23 protein-coding genes, 6 tRNA genes and 1 other annotated feature are annotated in these 25,344 nt (G+C 48.3%); of the genes, 17 read left to right on the top strand and 12 right to left on the bottom strand.

Features of this window, described 5'->3' with window-relative positions:
* Positions 1-84: 84 nt before the first annotated feature.
* Positions 85-189, top strand: a sequence feature (Trp leader region).
* 53 nt (positions 190-242) lie between these two features.
* The 12 genes from EST55_RS10065 to EST55_RS10120 are packed head-to-tail and all read left to right on the top strand — an operon-like array spanning position 243 to position 12,127.
* Positions 243-1,871: an anthranilate synthase component 1 gene (locus tag EST55_RS10065; RefSeq protein WP_129497354.1), complete on the top strand. Its 1,629-nt coding sequence runs from the start codon at positions 243-245 to the stop codon at positions 1,869-1,871.
* Positions 1,868-2,500 (top strand): gamma-glutamyl-gamma-aminobutyrate hydrolase family protein, encoded by a 633-nt coding sequence (locus tag EST55_RS10070; RefSeq protein ID WP_129497355.1) that lies wholly within the window; start codon positions 1,868-1,870, stop codon positions 2,498-2,500. The genes EST55_RS10065 and EST55_RS10070 overlap by 4 nt, the downstream gene beginning before the upstream one ends.
* A complete protein-coding gene (gene trpD / locus EST55_RS10075; protein ID WP_129497356.1) occupies positions 2,497-3,510 on the top strand; it encodes an anthranilate phosphoribosyltransferase in 1,014 nt (337 codons plus the stop codon). Before EST55_RS10070 ends, trpD begins: the two co-directional genes overlap by 4 nt.
* Positions 3,503-4,954, top strand: a complete 1,452-nt coding sequence (trpCF, locus tag EST55_RS10080) for a bifunctional indole-3-glycerol-phosphate synthase TrpC/phosphoribosylanthranilate isomerase TrpF (RefSeq protein ID WP_129497357.1) — start codon at positions 3,503-3,505, stop codon at positions 4,952-4,954. Before trpD ends, trpCF begins: the two co-directional genes overlap by 8 nt.
* A complete protein-coding gene (gene trpB, locus EST55_RS10085) occupies positions 4,951-6,162 on the top strand; it encodes a tryptophan synthase subunit beta (protein WP_129497358.1) in 1,212 nt (403 codons plus the stop codon). Before trpCF ends, trpB begins: the two co-directional genes overlap by 4 nt.
* A complete protein-coding gene (gene trpA, locus EST55_RS10090) occupies positions 6,159-6,968 on the top strand; it encodes a tryptophan synthase subunit alpha (RefSeq protein WP_129497359.1) in 810 nt (269 codons plus the stop codon). Before trpB ends, trpA begins: the two co-directional genes overlap by 4 nt.
* Positions 6,969-6,987: 19 nt before the next feature.
* Positions 6,988-7,530 carry a septation protein IspZ gene (gene ispZ, locus EST55_RS10095; RefSeq protein ID WP_129497360.1) on the top strand — a complete coding sequence of 181 codons (543 nt, stop codon included), beginning with the start codon at positions 6,988-6,990 and terminating at the stop codon, positions 7,528-7,530.
* Positions 7,530-7,832, top strand: coding sequence for a YciI family protein (locus EST55_RS10100; protein ID WP_129497361.1), 303 nt, complete (start codon positions 7,530-7,532; stop codon positions 7,830-7,832). Before ispZ ends, EST55_RS10100 begins: the two co-directional genes overlap by 1 nt.
* A gap of 15 nt (positions 7,833-7,847) precedes the next feature.
* A complete protein-coding gene (locus EST55_RS10105) occupies positions 7,848-8,708 on the top strand; it encodes an alpha/beta fold hydrolase (protein WP_240665296.1) in 861 nt (286 codons plus the stop codon).
* 39 nt (positions 8,709-8,747) lie between these two features.
* Positions 8,748-10,013 (top strand): MgtC/SapB family protein, encoded by a 1,266-nt coding sequence (locus EST55_RS10110; RefSeq protein ID WP_129497362.1) that lies wholly within the window; start codon positions 8,748-8,750, stop codon positions 10,011-10,013.
* Between the two features lie 10 nt (positions 10,014-10,023).
* The gene (locus EST55_RS10115; RefSeq protein ID WP_129497363.1) at positions 10,024-10,986 is read left to right on the top strand and encodes a threo-3-hydroxy-L-aspartate ammonia-lyase; all 963 of its coding nucleotides are present in this window, start codon (positions 10,024-10,026) and stop codon (positions 10,984-10,986) included.
* A gap of 16 nt (positions 10,987-11,002) precedes the next feature.
* Positions 11,003-12,127 carry a DSD1 family PLP-dependent enzyme gene (locus tag EST55_RS10120; protein WP_100691759.1) on the top strand — a complete coding sequence of 375 codons (1,125 nt, stop codon included), beginning with the start codon at positions 11,003-11,005 and terminating at the stop codon, positions 12,125-12,127.
* A 12-nt stretch (positions 12,128-12,139) separates the two neighbouring features.
* Here the strand turns inward: EST55_RS10120 and EST55_RS10125 are convergent, their stop codons facing one another.
* From EST55_RS10125 to EST55_RS10140, 4 genes are all read right to left on the bottom strand, one after another.
* Positions 12,140-12,547, bottom strand: coding sequence for a septal ring lytic transglycosylase RlpA family protein (locus EST55_RS10125; protein ID WP_129497364.1), 408 nt, complete (start codon positions 12,545-12,547; stop codon positions 12,140-12,142).
* Positions 12,548-12,611: 64 nt separating this feature from the next.
* Positions 12,612-13,502 carry a TIGR01777 family oxidoreductase gene (locus EST55_RS10130; protein ID WP_100691756.1) on the bottom strand — a complete coding sequence of 297 codons (891 nt, stop codon included), beginning with the start codon at positions 13,500-13,502 and terminating at the stop codon, positions 12,612-12,614.
* A gap of 33 nt (positions 13,503-13,535) precedes the next feature.
* Positions 13,536-16,040, bottom strand: coding sequence for an FtsX-like permease family protein (locus tag EST55_RS10135; RefSeq protein ID WP_129497365.1), 2,505 nt, complete (start codon positions 16,038-16,040; stop codon positions 13,536-13,538).
* Positions 16,030-16,710: an ABC transporter ATP-binding protein gene (locus EST55_RS10140; RefSeq protein ID WP_100691754.1), complete on the bottom strand. Its 681-nt coding sequence runs from the start codon at positions 16,708-16,710 to the stop codon at positions 16,030-16,032. Before EST55_RS10140 ends, EST55_RS10135 begins: the two co-directional genes overlap by 11 nt.
* A 3-nt stretch (positions 16,711-16,713) precedes the next feature.
* Between EST55_RS10140 and EST55_RS10145 the strand changes: the two genes are divergently transcribed.
* Positions 16,714-17,331, top strand: a complete 618-nt coding sequence (locus tag EST55_RS10145; protein WP_129497366.1) for an arylesterase — start codon at positions 16,714-16,716, stop codon at positions 17,329-17,331.
* Between the two features lie 47 nt (positions 17,332-17,378).
* Here the strand turns inward: EST55_RS10145 and EST55_RS10150 are convergent.
* The 6 genes from EST55_RS10150 to gltX all read right to left on the bottom strand — a co-directional run bounded on the left by EST55_RS10150 (position 17,379) and on the right by gltX (position 20,029).
* Positions 17,379-17,454, bottom strand: a tRNA-Glu gene (locus EST55_RS10150).
* A gap of 41 nt (positions 17,455-17,495) precedes the next feature.
* Positions 17,496-17,571: transfer RNA gene (locus EST55_RS10155), tRNA-Glu, on the bottom strand.
* Between the two features lie 31 nt (positions 17,572-17,602).
* Positions 17,603-17,678 (bottom strand) — tRNA-Glu (locus EST55_RS10160).
* Between the two features lie 46 nt (positions 17,679-17,724).
* Positions 17,725-17,800, bottom strand: a tRNA-Ala gene (locus EST55_RS10165).
* A 135-nt stretch (positions 17,801-17,935) separates the two neighbouring features.
* Complete coding sequence (gene can, locus EST55_RS10170) at positions 17,936-18,592, bottom strand: carbonate dehydratase (RefSeq protein ID WP_129497367.1); 657 nt, start codon at positions 18,590-18,592, stop codon at positions 17,936-17,938.
* A gap of 30 nt (positions 18,593-18,622) precedes the next feature.
* Positions 18,623-20,029, bottom strand: a complete 1,407-nt coding sequence (gene gltX / locus EST55_RS10175; protein WP_129497368.1) for a glutamate--tRNA ligase — start codon at positions 20,027-20,029, stop codon at positions 18,623-18,625.
* A 192-nt stretch (positions 20,030-20,221) separates the two neighbouring features.
* Here gltX and EST55_RS10180 point away from each other — a divergent pair.
* Together EST55_RS10180 and EST55_RS10185 are read left to right on the top strand one after the other, a co-directional pair.
* Positions 20,222-20,297 (top strand) — tRNA-Val (locus EST55_RS10180).
* A gap of 36 nt (positions 20,298-20,333) precedes the next feature.
* A tRNA-Val gene (locus EST55_RS10185) sits at positions 20,334-20,409 on the top strand.
* A gap of 14 nt (positions 20,410-20,423) precedes the next feature.
* Here the strand turns inward: EST55_RS10185 and EST55_RS10190 are convergent.
* A complete protein-coding gene (locus EST55_RS10190) occupies positions 20,424-21,293 on the bottom strand; it encodes a LysR family transcriptional regulator (protein ID WP_129497369.1) in 870 nt (289 codons plus the stop codon).
* 125 nt (positions 21,294-21,418) lie between these two features.
* Between EST55_RS10190 and EST55_RS10195 the strand changes: the two genes are divergently transcribed.
* Positions 21,419-22,537 (top strand): S-(hydroxymethyl)glutathione dehydrogenase/class III alcohol dehydrogenase, encoded by a 1,119-nt coding sequence (locus tag EST55_RS10195; RefSeq protein ID WP_129497370.1) that lies wholly within the window; start codon positions 21,419-21,421, stop codon positions 22,535-22,537.
* A gap of 11 nt (positions 22,538-22,548) precedes the next feature.
* On the top strand, positions 22,549-23,385 hold the full coding sequence (gene fghA / locus EST55_RS10200) for an S-formylglutathione hydrolase (protein WP_129497371.1): 837 nt from the start codon (positions 22,549-22,551) through the stop codon (positions 23,383-23,385).
* A gap of 9 nt (positions 23,386-23,394) precedes the next feature.
* Here fghA and EST55_RS10205 read toward each other — a convergent pair whose 3' ends face one another.
* Positions 23,395-25,233, bottom strand: coding sequence for a methyl-accepting chemotaxis protein (locus EST55_RS10205; RefSeq protein WP_129497372.1), 1,839 nt, complete (start codon positions 25,231-25,233; stop codon positions 23,395-23,397).
* Positions 25,234-25,344: the final 111 nt, after the last annotated feature.

The raw sequence follows: 25,344 nt of genomic DNA on the forward strand, positions 1-25,344 counted from the left end.
ACAGACTTTCGCTCAAGCGTTAGTTTGTCAGCATTAACGCAAATTAAGAGAGCTATACAACTTATGTTTTTACGTACAACAACCCAACATTGGTGGTGGCACTTCCCGAACGAGCGGGTGGTGTAGTTGTGCGTGTAACGTAAATAGCTTCACTTTGAAAAACCCGCTCCTTTGAGCGGGTTTTTTTATTGCCGTTTCACTGGAGCAGGTTTAAAAATCAACAAGAAAAAACGAGGTCTGAGGTGAACAACCTGACAACTGAACAAGACGGCAATTTAGAGACGCTGAGAGTGTCACTGCCTTATCAAGCGGAACCGCTACAGGTTTACCAAAATACCTGCCATGCCAATGGTGCCCATTTATTGCTTGATTCGGCTGACATTGGTACCAAACAACAAGTCAAAAGCTTATTGCTGATTGATGCCGCGTTGCAGCTTACCTGTAACGAGCAACAAGTGACTATTCAGGCGCTGACAGACAATGGTAACGCCCTGCTTCCATGGATTCAGAAAAAACTGGAGGACTGCGCGGCAATCACCACTATTAAGGATGGTTTAGTCGCAGATTTTACTGCTGCTGGAAACACGACGAGGGACGTGCCAATCGATGAAGATTCACGGCTTCGCCAAATCAGCAATATGGAGCCACTACGCACTCTGCAGCAGCAATTAATCAAAGCAAACGATACAGCGCAGCAGCATCCATTTTCAGTGTTTCTCGGTGGTGCGTTTGCCTACGACTTTGTCGCCAGCTACGAGCCGTTACCACAGGTTGAAGAAGGTGAAAACGACTGCCCTGATTACGTTTTTTACTTAGCTGAAACCCTGCTCATTATTGATCATCAAGCGCAAACCACCGAGCTACTTGGCAGTGTTTTTGGGGGCACAGGCCGTGATAAGCGTTACCAGGCCATGAGTCAGCGTGTTGGTGAACTAGCGGCTCGCTGCCAGTTGCCGGCAATAACACCCAAACCACTGCCGATTGACGTTGAAGTAACCGCAACACCCTCGGCTGACGAGTTTGCTTACATTGTTACTCAACTGAAAAAGAACATTGTCGCTGGGGATATTTTCCAGGTAGTGCCATCGCGCCGATTTAAAATGCCCTGCCCGGAACCTCTGGCTGCCTATAATCAGCTAAAGAAAAACAACCCGTCACCTTATATGTTCTTCATGAGCCACCCGGACTTCTCTCTGTTCGGCGCCTCACCAGAGTCAGCTCTAAAATACCAAAAAGAAGCAAACGAGGTTGAACTCTACCCTATCGCCGGTACGCGCCCACGGGGAAAAAATGCCGATGGCAGCATTAACCCAGATCTAGACAGCCGTATGGAGTTAGAATTAAGACTTGACCAAAAAGAGCTGGCTGAACATTTGATGTTGGTGGACTTAGCTCGTAACGACCTGGCGCGTATTAGTGAAACCGGCAGCCGTTATGTCGCCGACTTACTGCAAGTGGACCGTTACTCACAGGTCATGCATTTAGTGTCACGCGTTGTGGCGAAGTTAAGAGACGACTGCGACGCTTTGCACGCTTACCGGGCTTGCATGAATATGGGCACGTTAGTTGGAGCTCCCAAAGTCAGCGCCGCGACGTTAATTCGTCAGGTTGAAAAGCAGCGTCGCGGGAGTTATGGCGGTGCGGTTGGCTATTTGGCAGGAAATGGCGACATGGACACTTGCATTGTGATTCGCTCAGCCTTCGTTAAAAACGGTGAAGCGATAGTTCAAGCTGGCGCTGGTGTCGTGCATGACTCAAATCCTGACAGCGAAGTTGCTGAAACGGAAGGCAAAGCCAAAGCGGTAATTTTGGCGATTCAGCAGGCGCATTCAGTTCAGCAAGATAAAGCTCAACAAGGAGTGCAATCATGACGCAACCGATTCGTATTGTACTCATTGATAACGTCGACTCATTTTCTTACAACCTGGTTGATGAGCTTCGTCAGCTAGGTTACCCGCTGGTGGTCTACCGTAATCAGCTGGCCGCTGCAAACGTCATTAAACAACTGGAGAGTTATCAAGGCCAACAACTGGTCTGTCTGTCTCCGGGACCGGGTCACCCTGCCAACGCGGGAAACTTAATGGATATTGTTCGCTTTTGCAGCGGTCGTATTCCTATGTTGGGAATTTGCTTAGGGTTTCAGGCCTTGGTTGAGCTCTATGGAGGCCGAGTAGATACCTGTGGCGAAATTGTTCACGGCAAAACTGCGGTCATCGATACCATCGAACATGCTGTATTTACCAACGCAACCGACAACAACCAATGTGTTGTCGCTCGTTATCATTCGTTAAGTGGTTACGATCTGCCAGAAAGCGTAAAAATCATTGCGCAAATTAACGGGCCCGAAGGCACCATTCCTATGGCTGCAGAGTTTATCGATGGACAAGACCACAGCGACGCTGTTGGTTTTCAATTTCACCCCGAGTCGTTATTAACGCCAAAGGGAAAGCAATTACTCAGTAACAGCATTCACTATTTATTGGAAGGAGCAAAGCCATGAAGGCCCTACAAACTCTGATGTCCGGTGCGTCTCTGACGCAAGATCAAACCCGTGAGTTTTTTCAGCGCCTGATTAAAGGCGAGCTCAACGACACTCAAGTCACTGCTGCTTTGATAGCCATGAAAATGCGTGGGGAAACACCTGCAGAACTAGCCGGGGCTGCGGAGGCCATACTATCCGCTGCTAAGCCTTTTATACGACCGGACACAACGGTTATTGACAGTTGCGGTACCGGTGGCGATGGCAGTAACACCATTAATATCTCGACTACCGCCGCTTTGGTGGCAGCCAGTATGGGACTGGCGGTTGCCAAACACGGTAATCGTAGCGTTTCCTCGCGTTCAGGGTCTGCTGACGTTTTAGAGTCGTTAAAACTGCGCGTCAATTTAGATCCGTCTGACGCTTCTTCGCAACTGGCAGATAACGGTTTTTGCTTTCTGTTTGCGCCGCACTACCACCCGGGTATTAAACACGCGATGCCGGTAAGGCAAACCTTAAAAACACGCACGCTGTTTAATTTAATCGGGCCGCTGGTGAATCCGGCACGCCCTGACGCACAGCTTCTGGGGGTTTACAGTGACGAATGGGTACAACCTATGGCTGAAACCCTGCAAAGACTGGGCGTAAAGCGGGCTATGGTTGTCCACGGTAGTGGTCTGGACGAATTGGCTCTGCACGGACCGACCCGAGTTGTTGAATTGCGCGACGGTGAACTTAATGAATATCAGGTCGAGCCCACTGACTTTGGTGTTCCTTCTGCGCCGTTGAGCGAATTAAGAGGCGGTGATGCAGACTTTAATGCACGCATACTCGAAGATATTTTGGCCGGCGGCGGCAGTCCGGCTCAGCGCCACTCAGTTGCCATGAATGTTGCCGCCTTGCTGTATTTAAGCGGACAATATAACGATATGAAAGCAGCCACTGCGGCGACGCTTGAACATTTGGACACAGGACAGGCGCTATTGCACTTACGCCGCGTTCAGGACGCTCAGGAGACGTATCATGTCTAATGCGATATCACTGCAAAAAAACGTATTGAAAACCATTGTGGAACGCAAAGTTGAGCAAAACAAAGTTCAGTCTGAACTTATGCCTTTGAGTGACTTAAAAACGCAATTAACGCCCAGCGACAGAAGCTTATATGAAGCTTTGTGCGGTAAGCAGGCGGGCTTTATTCTGGAGTGCAAAAAGGCGTCGCCGTCGAAAGGTCTCATTCGTGCCGATTTTGATGCCCCTGAGCTGGCAAAAGCTTATGCACCCTATGCAGCGGCCATTTCAGTTCTGACTGAGCCCGAGTTTTTTCAGGGGCGTTTGGATTACCTGACCGCCGTACGTCAGCAGGTAAAACAGCCAGTGCTGTGCAAAGACTTCTTTATTGATGAAGAACAGGTTTACCGTGCTCGCTACTTTGGCGCTGACGCTATTTTGTTAATGCTATCAGTACTTAATGACGAGCAATACAGTGGCCTCCGCAACGTTGCGGAGGCACTTAACATGGATGTACTGACTGAGGTCGCTAACGAGGATGAAATGCAGCGCGCCGCGCGATTGGACGCCAAGATTATTGGCATTAACCACCGCGACTTAACCGATTTAAGCATTGACCCGAATCGCAGCGCTAAATTGGCATCGTTAGCTCCGCAGAAAGCGTTATTAGTCGCTGAGTCAGGCTTTTCAACACATGCAGACATTCGCCGGGTTGCCCCTTTCGTTAATGGCTTTTTAGTCGGCAGTGCGTTGAGTGCGCAACCCAATGTCGATTTAGCCTGTCGGGAACTGCTTTTTGGGCAAAACAAAGTCTGTGGTTTAACTCGTGCAGAAGATGCCATTAATGCGCGTTCACAAGGCGCAGCCTACGGCGGCTTGATCTTTGTCGAACATTCTCCTCGTTATATTAACGTCGAGCAGGCTCAGCAAATCACTTCTGAAGTCAACGGCCTGAATTACGTTGGCGTATTTGCTGACACCGCCTTGCAGAAAGTTATTGACGTTGTTTCTAAGGTCGGTTTGTCAGTGATTCAATTGCATGGGCACGAAGACATCGATTACGTCGTGCAACTACGTCAGCAACTTCGTGAGCAAGGACTTAGCGCTGTAAGAATATGGAAGGCGCTGGCTATTGAGACACCCGCTCAGTTACCCGATTTACCCATCGATGGCTTTTTACTGGATAATCGCAGAGGCGGTAGTGGCCAGACATTTGATTGGTCATTATTAGAAGGCTTAACGCCTGCGGAACGTCAACGTTGCTTGCTCGCTGGCGGCATCGGCCCTGAAAGTATTGACGAAGCTGTCACCCTTGGCTTTGTCGGCGTCGATATGAATTCACGCGTGGAATGGGCTCCGGGCATTAAAAATGCCTCAAAAGTATCGCAAACATTCATGAAGATTCGCCAATATGGGCGATTTTCAGATCAACAAGTTTCTAAACGCATTCAACAGGAGGCTGTATGAGTCAGTCATTACCCGCTTATTTTGGCGATTTCGGCGGCCAGTTCGTTCCTGAAATCTTATTACCGGCGCTTGAGCAGCTCGAGCAAGCTTTTATTGACGCGCAGCAAGACGAAGAGTTTCAGGTTGAGTTTCGGGGGTTACTGAAAAACTATCTTGGCAGACCAACCCCGTTAAGTTTATGCCGTAATTTGCCGCTTGAGAGCCCAAACAACACCAAAATTTATTTAAAACGTGAAGACTTACTTCACGGTGGAGCCCACAAAACCAACCAAGTGCTGGGGCAGGCACTGCTTGCAAAACGTATGGGCAAAACACGTATTATTGCGGAAACCGGTGCCGGTCAGCACGGTACTGCCACAGCACTTGCCTGCGCCCTGCTCGATTTAGAGTGCATTATTTACATGGGCAAGAAGGACGCTGAGCGCCAGCAACCCAATGTATTTCGCATGGAGCTAATGGGCGCAAAAGTAGTGTCCGTCGATACCGGCAGCGGCACCTTAAAAGACGCGGTTAACGAAGCTTTGCGCGATTGGACGGCTAGCTACCCTAATACTCATTATTTATTGGGAACCGCGGCCGGTGCACACCCCTTCCCAACTATTGTGCGCGAATTCCATCGCATGATAGGTGAAGAAGCAAAAGCTCAAATTAAAGAGCAGGCCGGGCGCTTACCGGACGAGGTTATTGCCTGCGTTGGCGGCGGTTCTAATGCAATCGGCATGTTTGCGGACTTTATTGACGAAGAAGGTGTTGACTTGGTCGGCGTTGAGCCTGCGGGTAAAGGCGTCGAAACCTCGCATCACGGTGCGACGCTTACTGCGGGCAAACCCGGTATCTTACACGGATGCCTCTCATTCCTAATGCAGGACACCGAAGGGCAAATTGAAGAATCCTATTCCGTTTCTGCCGGCCTGGACTACCCGGGTGTTGGCCCGCAGCACGCACACTTGAAAGCTATTGGTCGCGCTCGCTATGAGTCGGTGACTGATGAAGAAGCCTTAGAGGCTTTTAAACTATTGTCGCGTCATGAAGGTATTATTCCGGCTCTGGAGTCAGCTCATGCATTAGCTTATGCATTAAAACGCGCCGCCGAGCCTGACGCTCCTGAAATTCTGCTTATTAATTTATCGGGGCGTGGTGACAAAGATATTGATCATGTTCGTCGTATTTTTAGTGCCCAGGAACACGCTACGGAGAGACAACAATGAGCCGGTATGAAACTTGTTTTGCACGATTAAAAGCCGATAACCAAGGCGCTTTTGTTCCTTTCGTTACAATTGGCGATCCGAACCCCGATCAAAGTCTTGAAGTCATAAAGGCGCTTATCGACGGTGGAGCTGATGCTTTGGAGCTGGGTTTGCCGTTTTCCGACCCCGTCGCCGACGGACCTGTGATTCAGCGTGCTAACTTACGTGCGCTGAATGCAGGGACTAACTTTAGTGACATTTTAAAGCTTTTAAAAGCTGTTCGCGACTACTCACCGCAAATACCCATAGGTTTACTGGTTTATGCGAATTTGATATACGCTAAAGGTGTTCGCGAGTTTTACCAACAAATGAAAGATGTTGGAGTCGATTCAGTACTTATTGCTGACGTTCCAACCAAAGAAGCGAAACGCTTCGCTGAAATAGCACGGGAAATTGGTATTGAGGCTGTCTTTATCGCCCCACCCGATGCCAGCGACACATTACTGCAAACCATTGCAAAGCAGTGCTCAGGCTATGTGTATTTACTGAGCCGCTCTGGGGTTACCGGTGCTGAGACACAAATGCAGGCCCCCGCTTCAGAACTTATCGACAAGTTAAAAAACGCCGGAGCGCCTCCTATTTTGCTCGGCTTCGGAATATCACAACCGGAGCACGTCGAAAAAGCTCTGGCTGCGGGAGCCGATGGTGCCATTAGCGGCTCGGCTGTGGTTGCGCTTATTGAGAAAAACCTCGACAATAACGCGCAACAGATAGCGGACTTAAAAGCGTTTATCCGAAGCATGAAAGCCGCCACATCGCTGAAGTAAAGACAAACCGGAGTAGTAAATGGCCCTGTTATTAGAATATATACCGATAATCGCCTTTTTTGTGTTCTACAAAATGGCGGACATTTATGTCGCAACCGGTGTTTTAATGGCAGGGACAGTGGTTCAGTTACTTGGACTGAAACTTCTCCGGCAGCCACTAACCACCCGACACTGGGTTTTGTTGGCTGTTGTTATGGTGTTCGGCGCAGTCACTCTACTTCTGCGTGATGACTGGTTCATTAAAGTGAAAGTGTCGGTTGTCTATGTCGCCATCGCACTATTGCTTTTGGGCGGCTTGTTTTGGAAAAAACGCAGTCCGATACAATCGATGATGGGTAAAGACATTAAATTACCGGATGCCGCCTGGTTAAAATTAACTTACGCCTGGATTGTGTTCTGCCTGGCATTAGCTGCGCTCAACCTTTACATTGCAGAGTTTTGGAGTCAGGAGGCTTGGGTAAACTTTAAGGTTTTCGGTATTTTAGGCATCACTTTAGTATTTACCATCGGTACCGGCCTTTATATGTATCGTCATGCCAGTGAAGAGGAGAACTCGCACTAATGTGGTTCGTTATTTTTGCAGAAGATCACCCGGACTCACTGGAGGCGCGTAAGCGAGCGCGCCCCGCTCATCTTGAGCGACTCAAAGCATTGCAAAACGATGGTCGTTTGTTAGTTGCAGGTCCATGTCCAGCGATAGCCGAACTTGACCCGGGCGTACTCGGTTATACCGGTTCTGTCGTCATTGCGGAGTTCGACACATTACAAGACGCTGAACAATGGGCAAATGACGACCCATACTGGGAAGCAGGTGTCTATAAACAAGCTTCGGTAAAGCCCTTTATCGCTGCACTTCCAAACTAACCCGCTATTGTCGTTATGTCGAAAAACATGAAGAGTATCGAGCTCACGAACAATAATCGCTACTTACACTGTGTAAGGTTCGAGCCACAAACCAAAATTAAAGCCACTGTCGTCATAGCTGCGGCTCTTGGTGTAAAACAACGCTTCTACCAACCCATTGCGCGTTGGCTGAGTGAGCAGGGCTATCAAGTTATTACTTTCGACTACTACGGCATTGGTCAGTCCGTTGATAAACCATTAAAACAGATAAAGTCTGATATTATTGAATGGGCTGAACTGGATATTAAGTCAGTGCTCGACTACGCCCAGTCCTGCCAGCAAGGTGAGCCGTTAATATGGCTGGCGCATAGCCTGGGCGGTCAAATTGTTGGTCTAGCTCCAAACAGTGACTGTATCAACAAAATGGTCACAGTTGCCAGTGGCACCGGTTACTGGTTAAAGGCTAGCAAACAAGTTCGCTGGACATCCTGGTTGTTGTGGTATTTTGCCGCTCCTATCAGTACGCCCATAGCCGGCTACTTCCCCGGTAAACGCTTGAACATGGTGGGTGATATGCCTGCGCCAGCCATGATGCAATGGAGCCGTTGGTGCCGCAGCAAAGATTATCTATTTGACAACATCTCCGCCGAACAACAAGAGCGTTACAACCGCTTTTCAGCACCTATTCGCGCATTCCATATTACCGACGACGAGCTACTCCAGCGCTCAAATATTGAGAGTTTACTGAGTCACTACCCAAATGCCGAAAAGTCGTTAACGGACTTAACCCCCGAGATGACTAACAGCAAAGGCATTGGTCACTTCAACTTCTTCCGTAGTCAATTTAAAGAGTCACTTTGGCGTAAAAGCTTGCTAGACGCCCTAGAGGTCAATTAAAGTCTTTGTATTGACGAAGTAATCAGGGACTCTTAGACCGTGCATTATCAAATGGAAATGGCACTTTCATTACTGGCAGCGCTTGCTTTAGGTTTGATGATAGGCATTGAGCGAGGTTGGTCGGGTCGTGACAGCGAAGAAGGAGCTCGCGTTGCCGGGGTGCGCACGTTTAGCCTTATTGGTTTAAGTGGGGGTGTTTTCGCCATACTCGCCCAACAATGGGGTGTATGGCTCATTATTACCGGTTTTGTTGTTGTCGCCATTCTTATTGCGGCTTCATACATCAGCCACAGTAAGCTTTCAGACGACGCTGGCATCACCACTGAGTTTTCTATGTTGCTGACCTTCGCGTTAGCCATTTGGGGCGCCTCTGGCGATCCACTACCGGCTCTAAGCTGCGGAGCTGTCGTCGTTGCGCTTTTGGGCCATAAGAAAAACTTACATAAATTACTCAAACGTATTTCTCCTAAGGCCTTTTATTCTGGCATTACCTTACTGCTTATTTCCGTGGTGGTGCTCCCGCTGCTGCCCGACGAAGGGTACGGTCCATGGCAAGCGCTAAACCCTTACTGGCTATGGTGGATGGTGGTGTTAATCTCCGGGCTGTCATTTATTGGTTACTTATTTACCCAACTGCTCGGCGAAAAGAGAGGCACGCTCATTACCGCAATAGCCGGAGGCTTTGCGTCATCCACCGCCGTCACTCTGACCATGGCCCGCTTTGCTAAAAGAAACTCTCACACCGCTATTTATGTGAGCGGCATGTTACTGGCTTGCAGCATTATGTTTCCGCGAGTGCTGATAGAAGTCTTTGTTGTCAATCATCAACTTCTGGGAATACTCTGGCCCTCGATTACGCTCATGTTTTTAGGGGCGCTGGTCGTGATGGTGATGATATACCGCCAGCAAAAACAGAGAGCCCCCTCAAATGCCTCTGATATCACTATTAATAATCCATTACAGTTAGGTACCGCCATACAGTTTGGCGTGCTTTTGGCCGTTATCTTGTTATTGTCAGAGGCCATGAAGCAGTGGTTTGGCGACGCGGGTATCTACAGCCTGGCTATTATTTCAGGCTTAATGGACGTCGACGCTATTACGTTATCGCTTTCCCGATCGGCTCAGAATGAACTGTCTCCGGAAGTGGCTGTTATGGGCATCATCCTGGCCTGCGCCAGTAATACCCTACTGAAAGGCATTATGTTTGCATCTGTTGCCGGCATAAAGCTGCATTATAAATACGCCGTTTACATGACTTTGGCCATCGTTCCCGGACTGCTTTACGGCTTCTTGAACGTACTTTAAAGGAGGAGTTTTGCTATTACTACCTAGTTTTGATGATGTCGCTGCCGCCGCTGAGCGTATTCGCCCATACGCCCATAAGACTCCTGTGTTGACGTCACGCACAGCAAATAAAAAGCTGGGGGCTGAGCTTTTCTTTAAATGTGAAAACTTCCAACGTATGGGCGCGTTTAAATTTCGCGGCGCCATGAATGCGCTACTGCAGTTTGATGAAGCGCAGAAGAAAGCCGGCGTCATTGCATTTTCCTCGGGAAATCACGCACAAGCGATAGCCTTAGCGGCTCAGTTGCTCGATATTAAAGCGACCATCATCATGCCAGAAGACGCGCCAAAGTCGAAGGTGAACGCGACCCGCGGCTACGGCGCTGAAATTATTCATTATGATCGTTACACAGAGAACCGTGAAAAAATAGGCAGAGAGCTCGCTGAGGAGCACGGTTATACGCTCATACCGCCTTACGACCATCCGCATATTTTGTCAGGGCAAGGCACTGCCGCAAAAGAGCTGTTTGAAGAAGTAGGAGAACTTGATGCACTATTTGTGTGTTTAGGTGGCGGCGGTTTGCTATCCGGCTGCGCGTTAGCGGCGCGCCATTTCGCACCTGACTGCAAGGTTTACGGTGTCGAACCGGCAACCGGAAACGACGGTCAGCAGTCGTTCCGAAAAGGTGAAATTGTTCGTATTGAAACACCCAAAACCATCGCTGATGGCGCTCAAACACAGTATTTGGGCGAATATACTTTTCCCATCATTCAAGATAATGTCGACGATATTCTAACCGTCAACGATTCCAGCTTAATTGAGTCCATGCGCTTTTTCGCTGAACGAATGAAGATGGTTGTTGAACCGACGGGATGCCTCGGCTTCGCTGCTGTAGAGCAACTTAAAGATGAGCTGCGGGGCAAACGTGTTGGCGTTATCATTAGCGGTGGCAATGTCGATATAAGCCACTATGCAGAACTCTTAAGCTCTTAAAAAGTAGGATGATTAAATGACAGTACCCCAGTGGATAGATACCCTCGATACGCCTTATTTGCTGATTGATGAAACCATTCTAAAACGCAATATCGCGCATTTAAAAACTCGAGTTGAATCACTGGGAAGTCACTTACGCCCTCACTTGAAAACTTTGCGAACGTTAGAGGCTGCCGATTACTTACTTGCGGATAAAACCAGACCCGCGACAGTATCAACGCTGGCAGAAGCGGAAGCCTACGCAAAAGCTGGCTACACCGACCTACTTTACGCCGTAGGCATTGCACCGGCAAAACTGAGCCGCGTCGCTCAACTGCGTAAGCGCGGTATTAACCTTCATATCCTGCTCGATAATATAGCGCAGGCAAAGGCAGTAAGTGACTTTGCACAAAAACACCAACAAGACTTCTCTGTTTTTATTGAAATAGACAGTGATGATCACCGTGGCGGTATTAAGCCCGAAGCACCTGAGCTTATTGATATTGCGCAGCAACTTGGTCACAACTTTACCGGACTTATGACCCATGCAGGTGGCTCATACGGTTGTCATACCCCAGACGCTTTAAAAGCATTCGCTAAACGAGAGTGTGATGCGGTTCGCATTGCCAAAAGCAGATTAGAAGCATCTGGCATTCATTGCTCAATAACCAGCGTTGGATCAACACCAACCGCTCATTATGGAGAAGACTTTAGTGACATTACAGAGGTGCGCGCTGGCGTTTACACTACCTTTGACTTAGTAATGAAAAATATCGGCGTGTGCGACTTTTCTGACATAGCCATGTCGGTAGTGACAACTGTCATCGGGCACAACAAAGAGAAAGGCTGGGTACTGACAGACAGCGGTTGGATGGCACTGTCACGTGATCGCGGTACCGCGAGCCAGGATGAGGATTTTGGCTACGGACAAGTCTGTAAAGTAGACGGTTCTCTGCTGGAAGGCTTACGCGTTAACAGCACATCGCAAGAGCACGGCGTTATCGAATTAAACGACGTTTACCAACTAGACGACTTTCCCGTTGGCTCGCAATTGCGCATATTGCCCAACCACGCCTGTGCAACCGCCGCCATGCATCCGCTTTACCACGTACTAATGAGTGATGGTTCACATAACACCTGGCAACGCATTATGGGTTGGTAAGCCCCGTGAAGCTTATCGAATAACTTCAGTAGTCACTTCAATAATCCCGGCATCCAAGTCGGCGATTTCGCCAAAGGCAGAGCGCGATAGGTCGATGATTCTCCCGTCAATAAAGGGGCCTCGATCATTAATTTTAACCACAACGCTTTTGTTATTAGCGATATTGGTGACTCGAACTTTGGTGCCAAATGGCAAGGTTCTGTGAGCGGCGGTGTCTGCGAAGTGGTTATACCGCTCACCACTGGCTGTGGTTCTGAATTGGTATTTCATGGCGTAATACGACGCCTTTCCGGACTCTTGTTTGCCAATCAAGTTACCGGGACTCTTGGCCGGAATGGAGCTACAACCGCTAAGCGCCAGTATGGATAAACTGACGCCTAACATAAGATTTTTAACGGAGTGTGTGTTTTTTGTTTTCATTCCTTAATCTTACTGAGTTCCGAAGACCCTGTCCGTTAAGGAAATAAAAAGGCACTGTAAAGATTTACACACTCACCTGAAAAGCTTCACGCACGGTTGGATACTTGAATTCAAAGCCATGGTTCCGCAGTTTGTCCGGCACCACAGCTTGCCCTTCAAGCAACATCGACGACATTTCACCCAAGCCAAGCTTAAGCACAAATGCGGGGACTCTCATAAAGTGTGGTTTATTCAATACCGACGCCAAAGTACGGCTAAAGGCTTCATTGGTAACCGGCCCCGGAGCGGTCATGTTAACGGGGCCCGATAAATTGTCGTGCTGCAGTAAATACTGGATGGCCCGAACCATGTCCTCAAGTTGTATCCAGGACATCATTTGCTTACCTTCACCTAAAGGTCCGCCTAAACCGATTTTGTATGGAAGGATCATTCTCGCTAACGCACCTTCACCTTTTGCCAGCACCACGCCTGTGCGAAGCAATACAACGCGAGTGCCCTTTTCAGCCGCTAAAGCCCTACGCTCCCACTCCTGACACAACGTCACCGCGAAGTCCGTGTGCTCGGGCTTGCCCTCTTCGTTGACAGGCTCTGAGTCTCTCGGGCCATAATAGCCAATCGCAGAGCCACTCAGAAACACCTTAGGCGGAGCTTCTGCAGCATTCATTAAGGAAGCTATCTTTTCTGTAACTTGCCAACGACTGTCTTTTAACGCTTGCTTACGAGAGTCACTCCAGCGTTTGTCAGCAATACCCTCACCCTGCAAATTGATAACCGCATCAAATTGGCCGATATCCGCCACCTCGTCCACTGAGGATAATAAACTAACATCGTCGCCCAACAGCTTCCTGGCTCGCTCTTTGTCGCGTGTGGTGACCGTGAACTTATGATCACTGCGGTATTTGCGAATAAACGCAGAGCCAATTAGGCCTGTACCTCCCGTCATCAAAATCTTCATCGGTCACCTCCTGAGTCAGTCACTGGCGCAAACTTACGCGAGCTTGCGGATAAGTTGCGCTGTATTGCGTTTAATTAGGCGATAACATGACAAACGACCTAAAATAGCCACTACCAAAGCACCGCAAAGTGGTCCTACAAGCCATAGTTTCCAATGGATTACCGGCGTCATGTTAAATACTTGGTTTTGCAATATGAACAAGGATATTTCCATCGCCAGTGTGGCTATTAATCCACTAATAGCACCCAACACCAAAAACTCGTAAGTAATGCTACGACTCAATAATTTACCAGGCGCACCCAGCGTCCGCAGAATCACAAGTTCTTTCTGCCGTTCTTCCATGCTCGCCTGAACCTGTGCAACCAAGACCAGTGAACCAGCGATAATCACGAGAACCAACACAAACACTATCGCCAGACTTACTTGCCCAATCACCTCACGTATCTGATCAATCATCGCATCCAGATCAATCAACGACGTTTGTGGGAAAGGCTTAAAGAGTTCATAAAGCTCACTCTTGCGCTCTTCGCCTAACCTAAAGCTGGTGATATATGTCGCCGGAAAGTCTTCCAATGTCGAGGTGTTGAATATCATGTAAAAGTTCGGCTGCAGCGTGTTCCAGTCGGCTTTTCGCAAACTGGTCACCGGCACTGTAAACTCCTGCCCACCTAAATTAAAGCGTAGTTCATCACCCACTTTAATATCCAGTCGTTCTGACACATTTAGCTCAACAGACACCTGAGGTTTTGCGTCATCGCCCCACCACTCACCGGCTGTTAGCTCGTTGTTAGGTGGTAAGGTATCGCGCCATGTCAGCGACAGCTCCCGACCAATGCCCTCGCGTCCTTCTGCTTCGTCGTCTTCACGATCTTCCTTGGTCACTTCGTCATGAAGTTTTTCACCATTAATATGAGTTAAACGCCCCGGCACGATAGGGTAGAGATCAGTCGACGGAATATTTTCACGCTCGAACATTGCCTGCATATCATCAACATTGTCCTGGGCAATATTAATGGCAAAGTAGTTCGGAGCGTCTGCTGGTAACTGTCGTTTCCAGTCTTCCAGTAAGTCGTTGCGTAAAACAATCACTAATAACAGCAACATAATAGCTGTTGAGAAGCTCAGCATTTGTACGCTGTTTTGCGCGGCTCTTCGCTGCAAACCTGCCATTGCGAGGCGCCAGCTGCTACCAGCCTGCATCCCCGCCTTGCGGCTTGCCGTAATAAATAAACGCCCCAGCCCCAGTAAAATGACTGCTGCGACGGCTCCCCCCGCGAACAAAGCCGTCGAGAGCCACCACTGCTGACTGTAAATTACCAGCAGTGCGTAAATGGTTCCGCCACTCAATACCCACTGCAACCAACGAATAGCGTTACCCGCGGTTAACTGACGGTGCAATACACGCAATGGCGGAATCGCCACCAAGCGAAACAGCGGATACAAAGTAAACATAACAGCACTGATAACACCGGTTGCTGCCGCCAGTGCGTATGGTTGCCAACCGGATTGCGGTAAGGTTGCGTCAAGCTTTTGAGAGACCCACTCAATCACAAAGTACTGAATAGCCCAGCCCAGCAACATACCAATAGCAACACTCACTGCGGTTAATAACAGCAAGTGCAGAATGAAAATACGGCGTATTTGTTTTTTATCAGCCCCTAAGGTTTTAAAAATAGCGACCACATCATAGTTTCGCTGGCAATAACGCTGCGCTGCTACTGCCACCGCTGTTGCGGCCAGTACCACACCGAGCAGGCTTGCCAGCATCATAAAGCGCTCAGCTCGATTTAAAGAACGCGATAACGGGCTATCACCATCTTCAATACTACGCCAACTGTGGGTGTCGTCATTGAGTCGAGGTAACAGCCAGTCTTCGTAAGCATCAATAGCGCCTGGTTCGCCAGCCATTAGTGCGTTAAAACGCACACGGCTACCCGGTTGAATGAGCCCCGTTTCTTCTAGCTGAGAATGGCGAATAATGACATTTGGGCTGTCAGTAAAGACCGAGAAACCGACATCAGGCTCGTAAGTGACGACTTTAGTCACCTTAAAGCTGCTGTTGCCCACTTCAATTGAGTCGCCAATGTCTAACTGCAGTGCCTGAAACAACTGCGATGCAACCCAAGCCTCACCTTCGGCGGGAAGTCCTTCAGCCACATACCCTTGCCCAAACGGCTGGTCTGCGATTTCTAGCTCACCTCGTAATGGGTAACCGTCACTGACCGCTTTGACATCCACCAGGGTCATATTCTCGCCAGAAAACGCCATGGAGTTGAACACGACTTTCCAAGCCGTTTGGAGTTTCATTTGTCCGGCTTGATCCAGCCATTCCTGGGGTATGTCACGACGTGAGCTCAAAACACGATCCGCGGCTAAGAATTCACTGCTGCGTTCAGTCAGTCCGGCTTGTAGGCGGTCACTGAAAATAGAAAGAGACAACACGGCGGTAACCGACAAGATAATTGCCAGCGCCATAATTGTCAGCTCACCTCGTTTCAGCTCCTGCTTAAGCAAACGAAACGAAATTTTATGCCACATCCTGTGTCGCCTCCGATAACTGCCCAGCTTCCATTTGCAGCACGCGCTGACAACGTTTCGCTAACTGTTGGTCATGCGTCACCATTATTAATGTTGTGCCATAGTCTTTGTTGAGGTCGAATAGTAATTCTTCGACCTTACCACCGGTTTTAGCATCAAGATTACCAGTAGGTTCATCGGCAAACAGAATTTTTGGCTGACCGACAAACGCACGCGCAATAGCAACCCGTTGCTGTTCACCGCCTGACAGCTGGTTTGGGTAATGGTGCCAGCGATCTTCCAGCCCAACTTTGGCTAATAGTTCGCGGGCTTCTTTCTCTGCGCCTTTATGACCCGCCAGTTCAGCGGGTAACATGACGTTTTCCAGAGCACTTAAACTTGGCACCAATAGGAACGACTGAAAAATAAAGCCAACTTTATCAGCACGAACTTTCGCGCGCTGCTCTTCATCCAATTCGCTCAGTTTTTCGTTCTCTATAAGAACCTCTCCGGAGGATGCGAGGTCTAACCCCGCAAGCAGCGACAGCAACGTTGATTTGCCAGAGCCTGACGCACCAACAATGGCAACAGTCTCGCCGGCATTGATACTGACGTTAATTGGCTGCAGAATCTGTAATGGACCCTCAGAGGTGTCTACGGTTTTTTCCAGTTGTTGAGCTTGAATGAGCATAAAATGAAAAACTTCCTTTTGAAAACGTGTCTATTTTTATCACTGTTGCTAGTTATACGCAGTGTTTCCGCAAATGTCTCACTTGTCGTTTTAGGTGACAGCCTAAGCGCCGGTTACGGACTTTCTCAGGAGCAAACCTGGGTGGCCGAACTCGATCGCCGCTGGAACCAATCTCATCCCAATATTAATATCATAAACGCTAGCATTAGTGGCGAAACCACACGTGGTGGCTTAAGCCGCTTAGAAGGCGTTTTAGAGCGTCACCAACCCGACGCATTATTTATAGAACTCGGCGGCAACGACGGACTTAGAGGCTTTGACCTCAACACAGTTCGGTCAAACTTGAAACAAATGATCGATAAAGCGCAGCAACAAGGCGTTAAAGTAGCGTTGAGCCAGGTTATGGTACCACCCAACTATGGTCAGAGATTCGCCGAACAGTTTCGACAAGTTTTTGCAGAAGTTGCGAAAGAAGAAGGCGTTAAACTCGTGCCGTTCTTTATGGAGAAAATAGCGACTAACCCAGGCTATGTGCAGAACGATGGCATTCACCCCACCGCGGAAGCCCAGCCAAAAATCGCTGACTTTTTAGAACCCTATTTACTCGAGCTGACAAAATAAAGGCACAAAAAAACCGCCTTCTGGCGGTTAATGTATTGTCCTGAAAATGGCGTCCCCTAGGGGATTCGAACCCCTGTTACCGCCGTGAAAGGGCGGTGTCCTAGGCCTCTAGACGAAGGGGACCCTGGACTGTTTTCTGTGCGTTGTGACCCTCTTAAAAGAGATGGCGTCCCCTAGGGGATTCGAACCCCTGTTACCGCCGTGAAAGGGCGGTGTCCTAGGCCTCTAGACGAAGGGGACGCAATAATCACTTTGCATCACGGTATTTGAATGGCGTCCCCTAGGGGATTCGAACCCCTGTTACCGCCGTGAAAGGGCGGTGTCCTAGGCCTCTAGACGAAGGGGACGCAACCAAATACTTTTACTACTGTCGGCGCTCTACCGAAAACAACGTGGTGGAGCTAAGCGGGATCGAACCGCTGACCTCTTGCATGCCATGCAAGCGCTCTCCCAGCTGAGCTATAGCCCCGCACCTGGCAATCACAGACTGCCTTGACAGCGGGGCGCATTCTATTTCGAGCGGCGCTAATGTGTCAACTATTTTTTGAAAAAATAAGACTGTTTGGCTGTTTTTATGGCAGTTTGTTCAGTTATTCATCAAAAACTATTTTTTCAAGCCGTCCGGCAGTTTTTGGTGATAAACATGATACACCTCTTCCAGCCCTTCCCGACTTGAAACAGACACATTCATGTCATTCACTAAACCGTTATCCAAACGATAAACCCAACCATGTAACGTAAGAGGCTGTTCTCTATCCCAGGCTTCCTGAACAACATTAGTTTTAGCTAGATTTTTTACCTGCTCTATGACATTCAATTCGCACAAACGATCAACTTTTTGAGAGTCTTCCAGAGCAGCTATTTCATCGGCATGCTCGCGGTAAACATCGCGAATCGGATACAGCCAGTGGTCAACCAACCCATGGGGCTTTGATTCCATGGCAGCTTTGACACCGCCACAGCCATAATGACCCACGACTAGTACGTGTCGAACCTTCAACGTTTCAATAGCAAACTGAATCACAGACAGGCAGTTAAAGTCTGTCTGAATAACCTGGTTTGCCACATTTCTGTGTACGAATAACTCGCCAGGATCCATACCAACAATCTGATTCGCCGGCACTCGACTATCAGAGCAGCCAATCCATAAGTACTCTGGAGCTTGCTGCCCTACCAAACGTTTAAAGAAGTCAGGGTCTCTTTGGATCTGCTCTTCCGCCCACGCTTTATTGTTTTCAATCAAATGCTTAATGTCTGGCATGATGTATCCTAAAGCCGTTTTAACGCAATGTTACGCACTCTCACGCTGAGCTATAAATTCTAAAGCAAGGTCAATTCGCGCCAAAACGGTTTTTGGGGGTATTAATTCCAGGGTTTCACCTAACGAAGGAGAGTTACCTCCACCGGTAGCAGCTACCCTTAAAGGCATACCTACTTTGCCCATGCCCACATCCAAATCAGCGGCAGTTTGATTAATTGCGGCCTGAATAGTATCAGCATTCCAGTCGTTCACTGCTCCAAGCAGTTCTTTTGCTTTCAGTAGGGGCTCTTTCGCCACCGGACGTAAATGCTTCTTCGCCGCTTTTTCGTCAAACTCTTCTACTGACTCAAAGAAATAGCGGCTAATGGCAGCCATTTCTTTCAAGGTTTTCACCCGGTCTGCTTGCAAACCAACCACTTTTTCAAGAGCAGGACCGTTGCTGGTATCCACGCCAATTTGGTCAAACTGCCACTGCAGTTGGGGCACCACTTTTTCAGCCGGCAGCGTTTTCATATAGTGCTGATTTAGCCAGTTCAGCTTTTCGGTATTAAAGGCAGATGCTGCTTTATTCACATCATCCAGTTTGAAGTATTCAATGAGTTCTTCGCGACTGAATATTTCCTGATCACCATGAGACCAACCCAGGCGCGCTAAGTAGTTAACGACCGCTTCAGGTACATAACCGTCATCACGGTATTGCATGACACTGACCGCGCCGTGACGTTTAGAAAGCTTTTTACCGTCGTCACCTAAAATCATGGAAACGTGTGCATATTCTGGTACAGGCGCCCCTAGAGCTTTAAGGATATTAATCTGGCGCGGTGTGTTGTTAATGTGGTCTTCACCACGAACAACATGCGTAATATCCATGTCCCAGTCATCTACGACAACACAGAAGTTATAGGTCGGCGTGCCATCGGTTCGGGCAATGATCAAATCATCCAGCTCAGTATTCGCAAATTCAATACGCCCGCGAATGTGATCATCGAAAACCACGCTACCTTCTTGCGGGTTACGAAAACGAATCACGTATTTGTCACCGCCAACGTTAGGATTATCACGGCAATGACCGTCGTAGCGAGGCTTTTCACCGGCTGCCATTTGCTCTTCACGCATTTTTTCCAAACGCTCGGCAGAACAATAGCACTTGTAAGCTTTATCTTCTTCCAAAAGCTTATCAATAAGCTCTTTGTAGCGGTCAAAACGTTGAGTTTGATAATAAGGACCACGATCCCAGTTCAACCCTAGCCATTCCATGCCTTCTAAAATTGCATCAATAGCAGGCTGTGTTGAGCGCTCACGGTCGGTGTCTTCAATACGTAATACGAACTCACCGCCTTGTGCCTTGGCAACTAACCAAGAATATAAAGCGGTACGAGCACCACCGACATGCAAATAACCTGTTGGACTGGGAGCAAAACGCGTTACCACACTCATGTTTTTTCCTTTCATTTAAACCGGTCAAAATAATGGCGGCAAGTTTATCAAGACTGAGCGCTCAGCGCATCTGCTAATCGAAATGATTAAAATGTCAGCAAACAGCACAAAGTTCGCAATTTTTATTTGACAGTTTTTATCTGATCCCTATAATGCCTCCTCGCAACGACGCAGAAGTGTCACAGTGAGAATGGTTGCTTAGCTCAGTTGGGAGAGCATCGCCCTTACAAGGCGAGGGTCACTGGTTCGAGCCCAGTAGCAACCACCACTTCTCTTCTTCCCCTTAGTTGCAGACCTTCAGGATGGTTGCTTAGCTCAGTTGGGAGAGCATCGCCCTTACAAGGCGAGGGTCACTGGTTCGAGCCCAGTAGCAACCACCATTTTTTATTCCTGCTCATTTCAGATTTTCAAGCAAATAATCTAACAAAACTCTGACTTTCGGAATCACTTGCCTGTTTTCAGGATACAGCGCCCAAATACCGTCGTCTTCTTGTCTAAATTGTCCCAAAACCTCTTTCAGTTGACCGGTTTCCAGTGCCTCTGTCACGTAGTAATCAGGTAGCATCGCTAGACCCAAGCCTTTTATCGCTGCATCTCTAAGCGCCAAGCCGTTGTTACAATGCAAATAAAGCTCAGGTCGGAAAGTTTCAGATCGCCCTTCTACCTCAAAACGCCACTGTTTAACCGTGCCCGTAAAACAACGATGAGCTTCCAGTTCATTTATCGTGTTAGGCTCTCCAAAGCTTTTAAAATAACTCGGTGCGCCTACAACATAGTGGCGACGAGTTCCCAACTTACGCGCCCTTAATCTTGGGTTACCCAGTTGCCCTAAACGTATCGCCACATCATAACTACCTTCGATTAGGTCGACCTGTTCGTTGGTCAATTGCAGATCAAGCCAACAGTCTTCATAAACTTGTAGAAAGTTATTTAAAAGTGGTGCTATAAAACGTTCACCATAATAGACAGGCGCAGTAATTCTAATAAGTCCCTGAGGTTGTTGTGTGCGCTGCTGAATGGCCTGATCGGCATCCCTCAAGCTGGCGACTAAATGCTGGCAGTGCGGCAGATATAACTCCCCTTCTTCTGTTAAGCTGACACTGCGGGTCGACCGGTAAAGCAGTTGCATATGCAGTCGACTCTCCAGCGCAGCTATATTCCGACTGACCTGTGCGACAGACAGACCTAACTCCTGCGCTGCTGCGGTAAAGCTCTGCCGTTCAGCGACAGCGGCAAACTCACTAATTCCCTGCCAAGCTTTCATTTCAACCTATTATTTCATTTATGAAAAAGTAATTTGTATAAACATAAGATTACCTGCTTATGAGAAAAAGTTAAACTTAGGCTACGCTTTTACGTAATTAAATTAACTGTCTAAAAGGAAACATCATGGAAACAATTAAGTCACGCGCAATGGTTGCCTGGGGTCCGGGCGAACCACTCAAAGAAGAAGTTATTGATGTTGCACCACCGAAAAAAGGCGAAGTGCGCGTTCGCATCATTGCAACCGGTGTCTGCCATACTGATGCCTACACTTTGTCGGGTAAAGATCCGGAAGGTATTTTTCCATCAGTATTAGGCCACGAAGGTGGCGGTATCGTTGAGTCTGTCGGCGAAGGTGTCACTTCCGTTGAGGTGGGAGACCATGTCATTCCTCTATACACCGCAGAATGTGGTGAATGTAAGTTCTGCACCTCGGGTAAAACCAACCTGTGTCAGGCGGTTCGTGCCACTCAGGGGAAAGGCTTAATGCCGGACGGCACCAGCCGTTTCTCAAAAGACGGTGAGACCATTTATCACTACATGGGCACTTCAACGTTCTCTGAATATACCGTTCTACCTGAAATTTCACTGGCTAAAATTCCTAAAGAAGCACCATTAGAAAAGGTCTGCTTATTGGGTTGTGGTGTTACTACCGGCATGGGTGCGGTTAAAAACACCGCCAAGGTTCAGGAAGGCGATACCGTTGCCGTATTTGGCCTGGGCGGTATTGGTCTGGCTGTTATTATTGGTGCCGTGCAAGCTAAGGCCTCGCGCATTATCGCCATAGATGTGAACGACGACAAAAAGGCGATTGCTCAAGAGTTGGGCGCAACCGACTTTGTGAACCCAACGAAACACGACAAACCTATTCAGGAAGTTATTGTCGATATGACTGACGGCGGTGTCGACTTCTCGTTTGAGTGCATTGGCAACGTTGACGTTATGCGCGCCGCACTTGAATGCTGTCACAAAGGCTGGGGCGAATCCGTTATTATTGGTGTTGCTGGCGCCGGTGAGGAAATTTCCACCCGCCCGTTCCAGTTGGTGACAGGTCGCGTATGGCGCGGCAGTGCTTTTGGGGGCGTGAAAGGTCGTACCGAACTGCCTGACTATGTTAAACAATACATGGACGGTAAGTTTGACTTAGATACCTTTATTACTCATACCATGCCATTAGAAGACATTAATAAAGCGTTCGATTTAATGCACGAAGGCAAATCGATTCGTTCAGTTATTCATTATTAATGGAGTCTGTAATGAAACAAGTTAGCGAAACCCGCTGTTTTGGCGGCCGTCAGCTGCGCTTTGAACATGACTCTGAAGTACTGAACTGCGCTATGCAGTTCAGTGTCTTTTTGCCATTGCGCGCAGAAAAAACGGAAGTGCCGGCGGTCTATTTTTTATCGGGGCTAACCTGCACTGATGAAAACTTTTCTACAAAAGCCGGTGCGCAGCGTGTCGCCACAGAGCTTGGTATTGCCTTAATTATTCCCGATACCAGCCCACGTGGAGACAACGTAGCCGACGATGCCGACGGCGCTTATGATTTAGGCTTAGGCGCTGGCTTTTACCTTAATGCCACTCAGGAGCCATGGAAGTCGAATTATCAAATGTACGACTACATTGTGAAGGAGCTTCCGGAATTGGTTGAATCGGAGCTGCCGGTTAGCGACAAGCGCGCCATTGCCGGTCACTCGATGGGCGGGCACGGTGCTTTGGTTATTGGTTTACGTAACAGTGACCGTTACACCAGTATTTCCGCGTTCTCACCCATTACCAACCCAACGCAATGCCCCTGGGGAGAAAAAGCCTTTAGCGCTTACTTGGGCAATGATCGCGAACAATGGAAGCAATACGACGCTGTTGAGATCATAAAGTCTAAAGGTCAGACACTGCCCATTCGAGTTGATCAGGGCTTAGCTGACGGATTTTTAGAAGAACAGTTAAAACCGGAGAACTTAAAAGACGCCATTAGCGAAGTTAACGGCGGCGGTACGGTTCATTTACACGACGGTTATGACCACAGCTATTACTTTATCTCGTCATTTATCGAAGCTCAGCTTCGCTTCCATGCGAAGTATCTCACCGCGTGATACGCCATATCATACGGTGAATTTAATAACCGCCTGACGCAGCTGCTCGGTTTGTTGACGAACCTGAGTGACTGCGTCAGCGTTTGACTGTGCATCATTTGCCGCTTCCACTCCTGCGTCCCGCACCCGGGTAATATTTCTTGCGGTTTCATCCACAACCGCAGACTGCTCCTCAACAGCAGTAGCAATAGAGGCGGAGCGATCGTTAATTTTAACCAACTCAGTATGAATGCGGTTGAATAGTTCATCGGATTCAGTCGAGTGCTGCGCACTTTCTTCGCCCAGCTCATTACACTCCTGCAGGGTATTCACAATAATCTGCGTTTGCTGGTTTAGCTGGCTGGTGATAGATTCTATCTCGCCAATAGACTGCTGCGTGCGAGAAGCCAGTGTACGAACTTCATCCGCAACCACGGCAAAACCACGCCCCTGCTCTCCCGCTCGGGCCGCTTCAATAGCGGCATTTAGCGCCAACAAATTTGTCTGTTCAGCAATACCATTAATCACCGTCACAATTTGTGTAATAGACGCACTGCGCTCTGCCAAGGTATTCGCTTCCGTTACGCTACTGTTCAACCGTTCTGCTAAATAACGCACTTTCTCAACACCAGCCTGTACCGAGGTACTACCATGTTTCGCCTGTTCAGACAAACTGTTCACTTGCTCAGCAGTATCTTCCGCATCATTGGCAATAGTGTGTGCCGTGCTACCCATTTCATTAATAGCAGCAGCGACCTGATCCACTTCATGCGACTGCATATCCAAGTTTTGTGAAGTATGGGTCACCGTATCAGACACTTGCTGTGTAAGGCTATTTACCGTTTCGACAGACTGGTTTATTTGCTGAATAACACTCCGGAAATAACTAAGCAGTTCATTAAAGCTATCAACTAAATCGCCAAGCTCATCATCACGGAACTTCTCCGAAGACAACGTCAGGTCATTACTCGTCTGGACCTTTTGCATATCTTCACGCAATTGGGTCAGCGGCTGATTAATGGAACGTATCACCCAGACCAGCATTGCAATAACAATGAGTGCGATAACAGCAAATACAACGACAGGTACCCACTTCATGGTTGCCTGACGAGAGGCGAGCAATTCGCTCAGCTCTTTATCTAACTGCTCAAGCGACGCTTCCATATTGCTGGCAATAGTTCTGACCTCGCCCTTTATTCCAGACTCTTCATCAAGCCCTATTTCCTTAGAAAGAGCTGCATAACGACCAAAGTCACGGCGGTACGCTTCGACTTTTTCCGCAAGTTCAGGCGTTGCAGATAGCTCTCTTTTTAATTCGTCCAGCAAACCCTCTACCCGGCCGAGATACTTATCGTCAAAGCGCAACATAAAGTCCTTTTCGCTGCGACGAACCTGCAGCAAACTAACCAGAAGCTCAGTCCGCCCGGCCGTATCAATCGCTTTTTCTAACTCATGAGTTGCCGAACGCAGCGCGCCATAAGCGCCGCTATTTTCATCTAACCCGCGCTGCTGAAATGCGTTGACCAAGCGCTCAAAGTTTTTGCTATAACGTTCTACCTGGCTTTCTAGCTGTGTAATCAGTTGAGAGGAAGCTTTATCATCAACCAGAGCGTTAAGCTGCTCAAGCCGATTGTCTGTGACTTCAGCTTGTTGAGCTAACTTTTCTGCGTAGCTCTTATCCATTCGCAACAGAAAGTCTTTTTCTGCACGGCGCAATTGCAGCAAGCTATTGTTTACGGACTCTCGAAGTTCACTCGCACGATGTAAGTCACTCACTTGTGACTGGAAAAGCATCATTAAGGCAAGCAACAAAATGAAAGCTGCAGTTGCGATCAGACCGACGGAAAGAAGCTTATTACGAATTGACATAGCAAATACCAGAGAATAAAAAGTGGCGGAATAATAGACAGCGGTCAATAATTCCGCAATGATCAATTTTGTTAATGATATGAACTTTTTATGACAACTGTATGACAGGCA

The sequence above is a fragment of the Idiomarina sp. 29L genome (genome assembly GCF_004123135.1).
Taxonomy (GTDB): Bacteria; Pseudomonadota; Gammaproteobacteria; order Enterobacterales; family Alteromonadaceae; genus Idiomarina.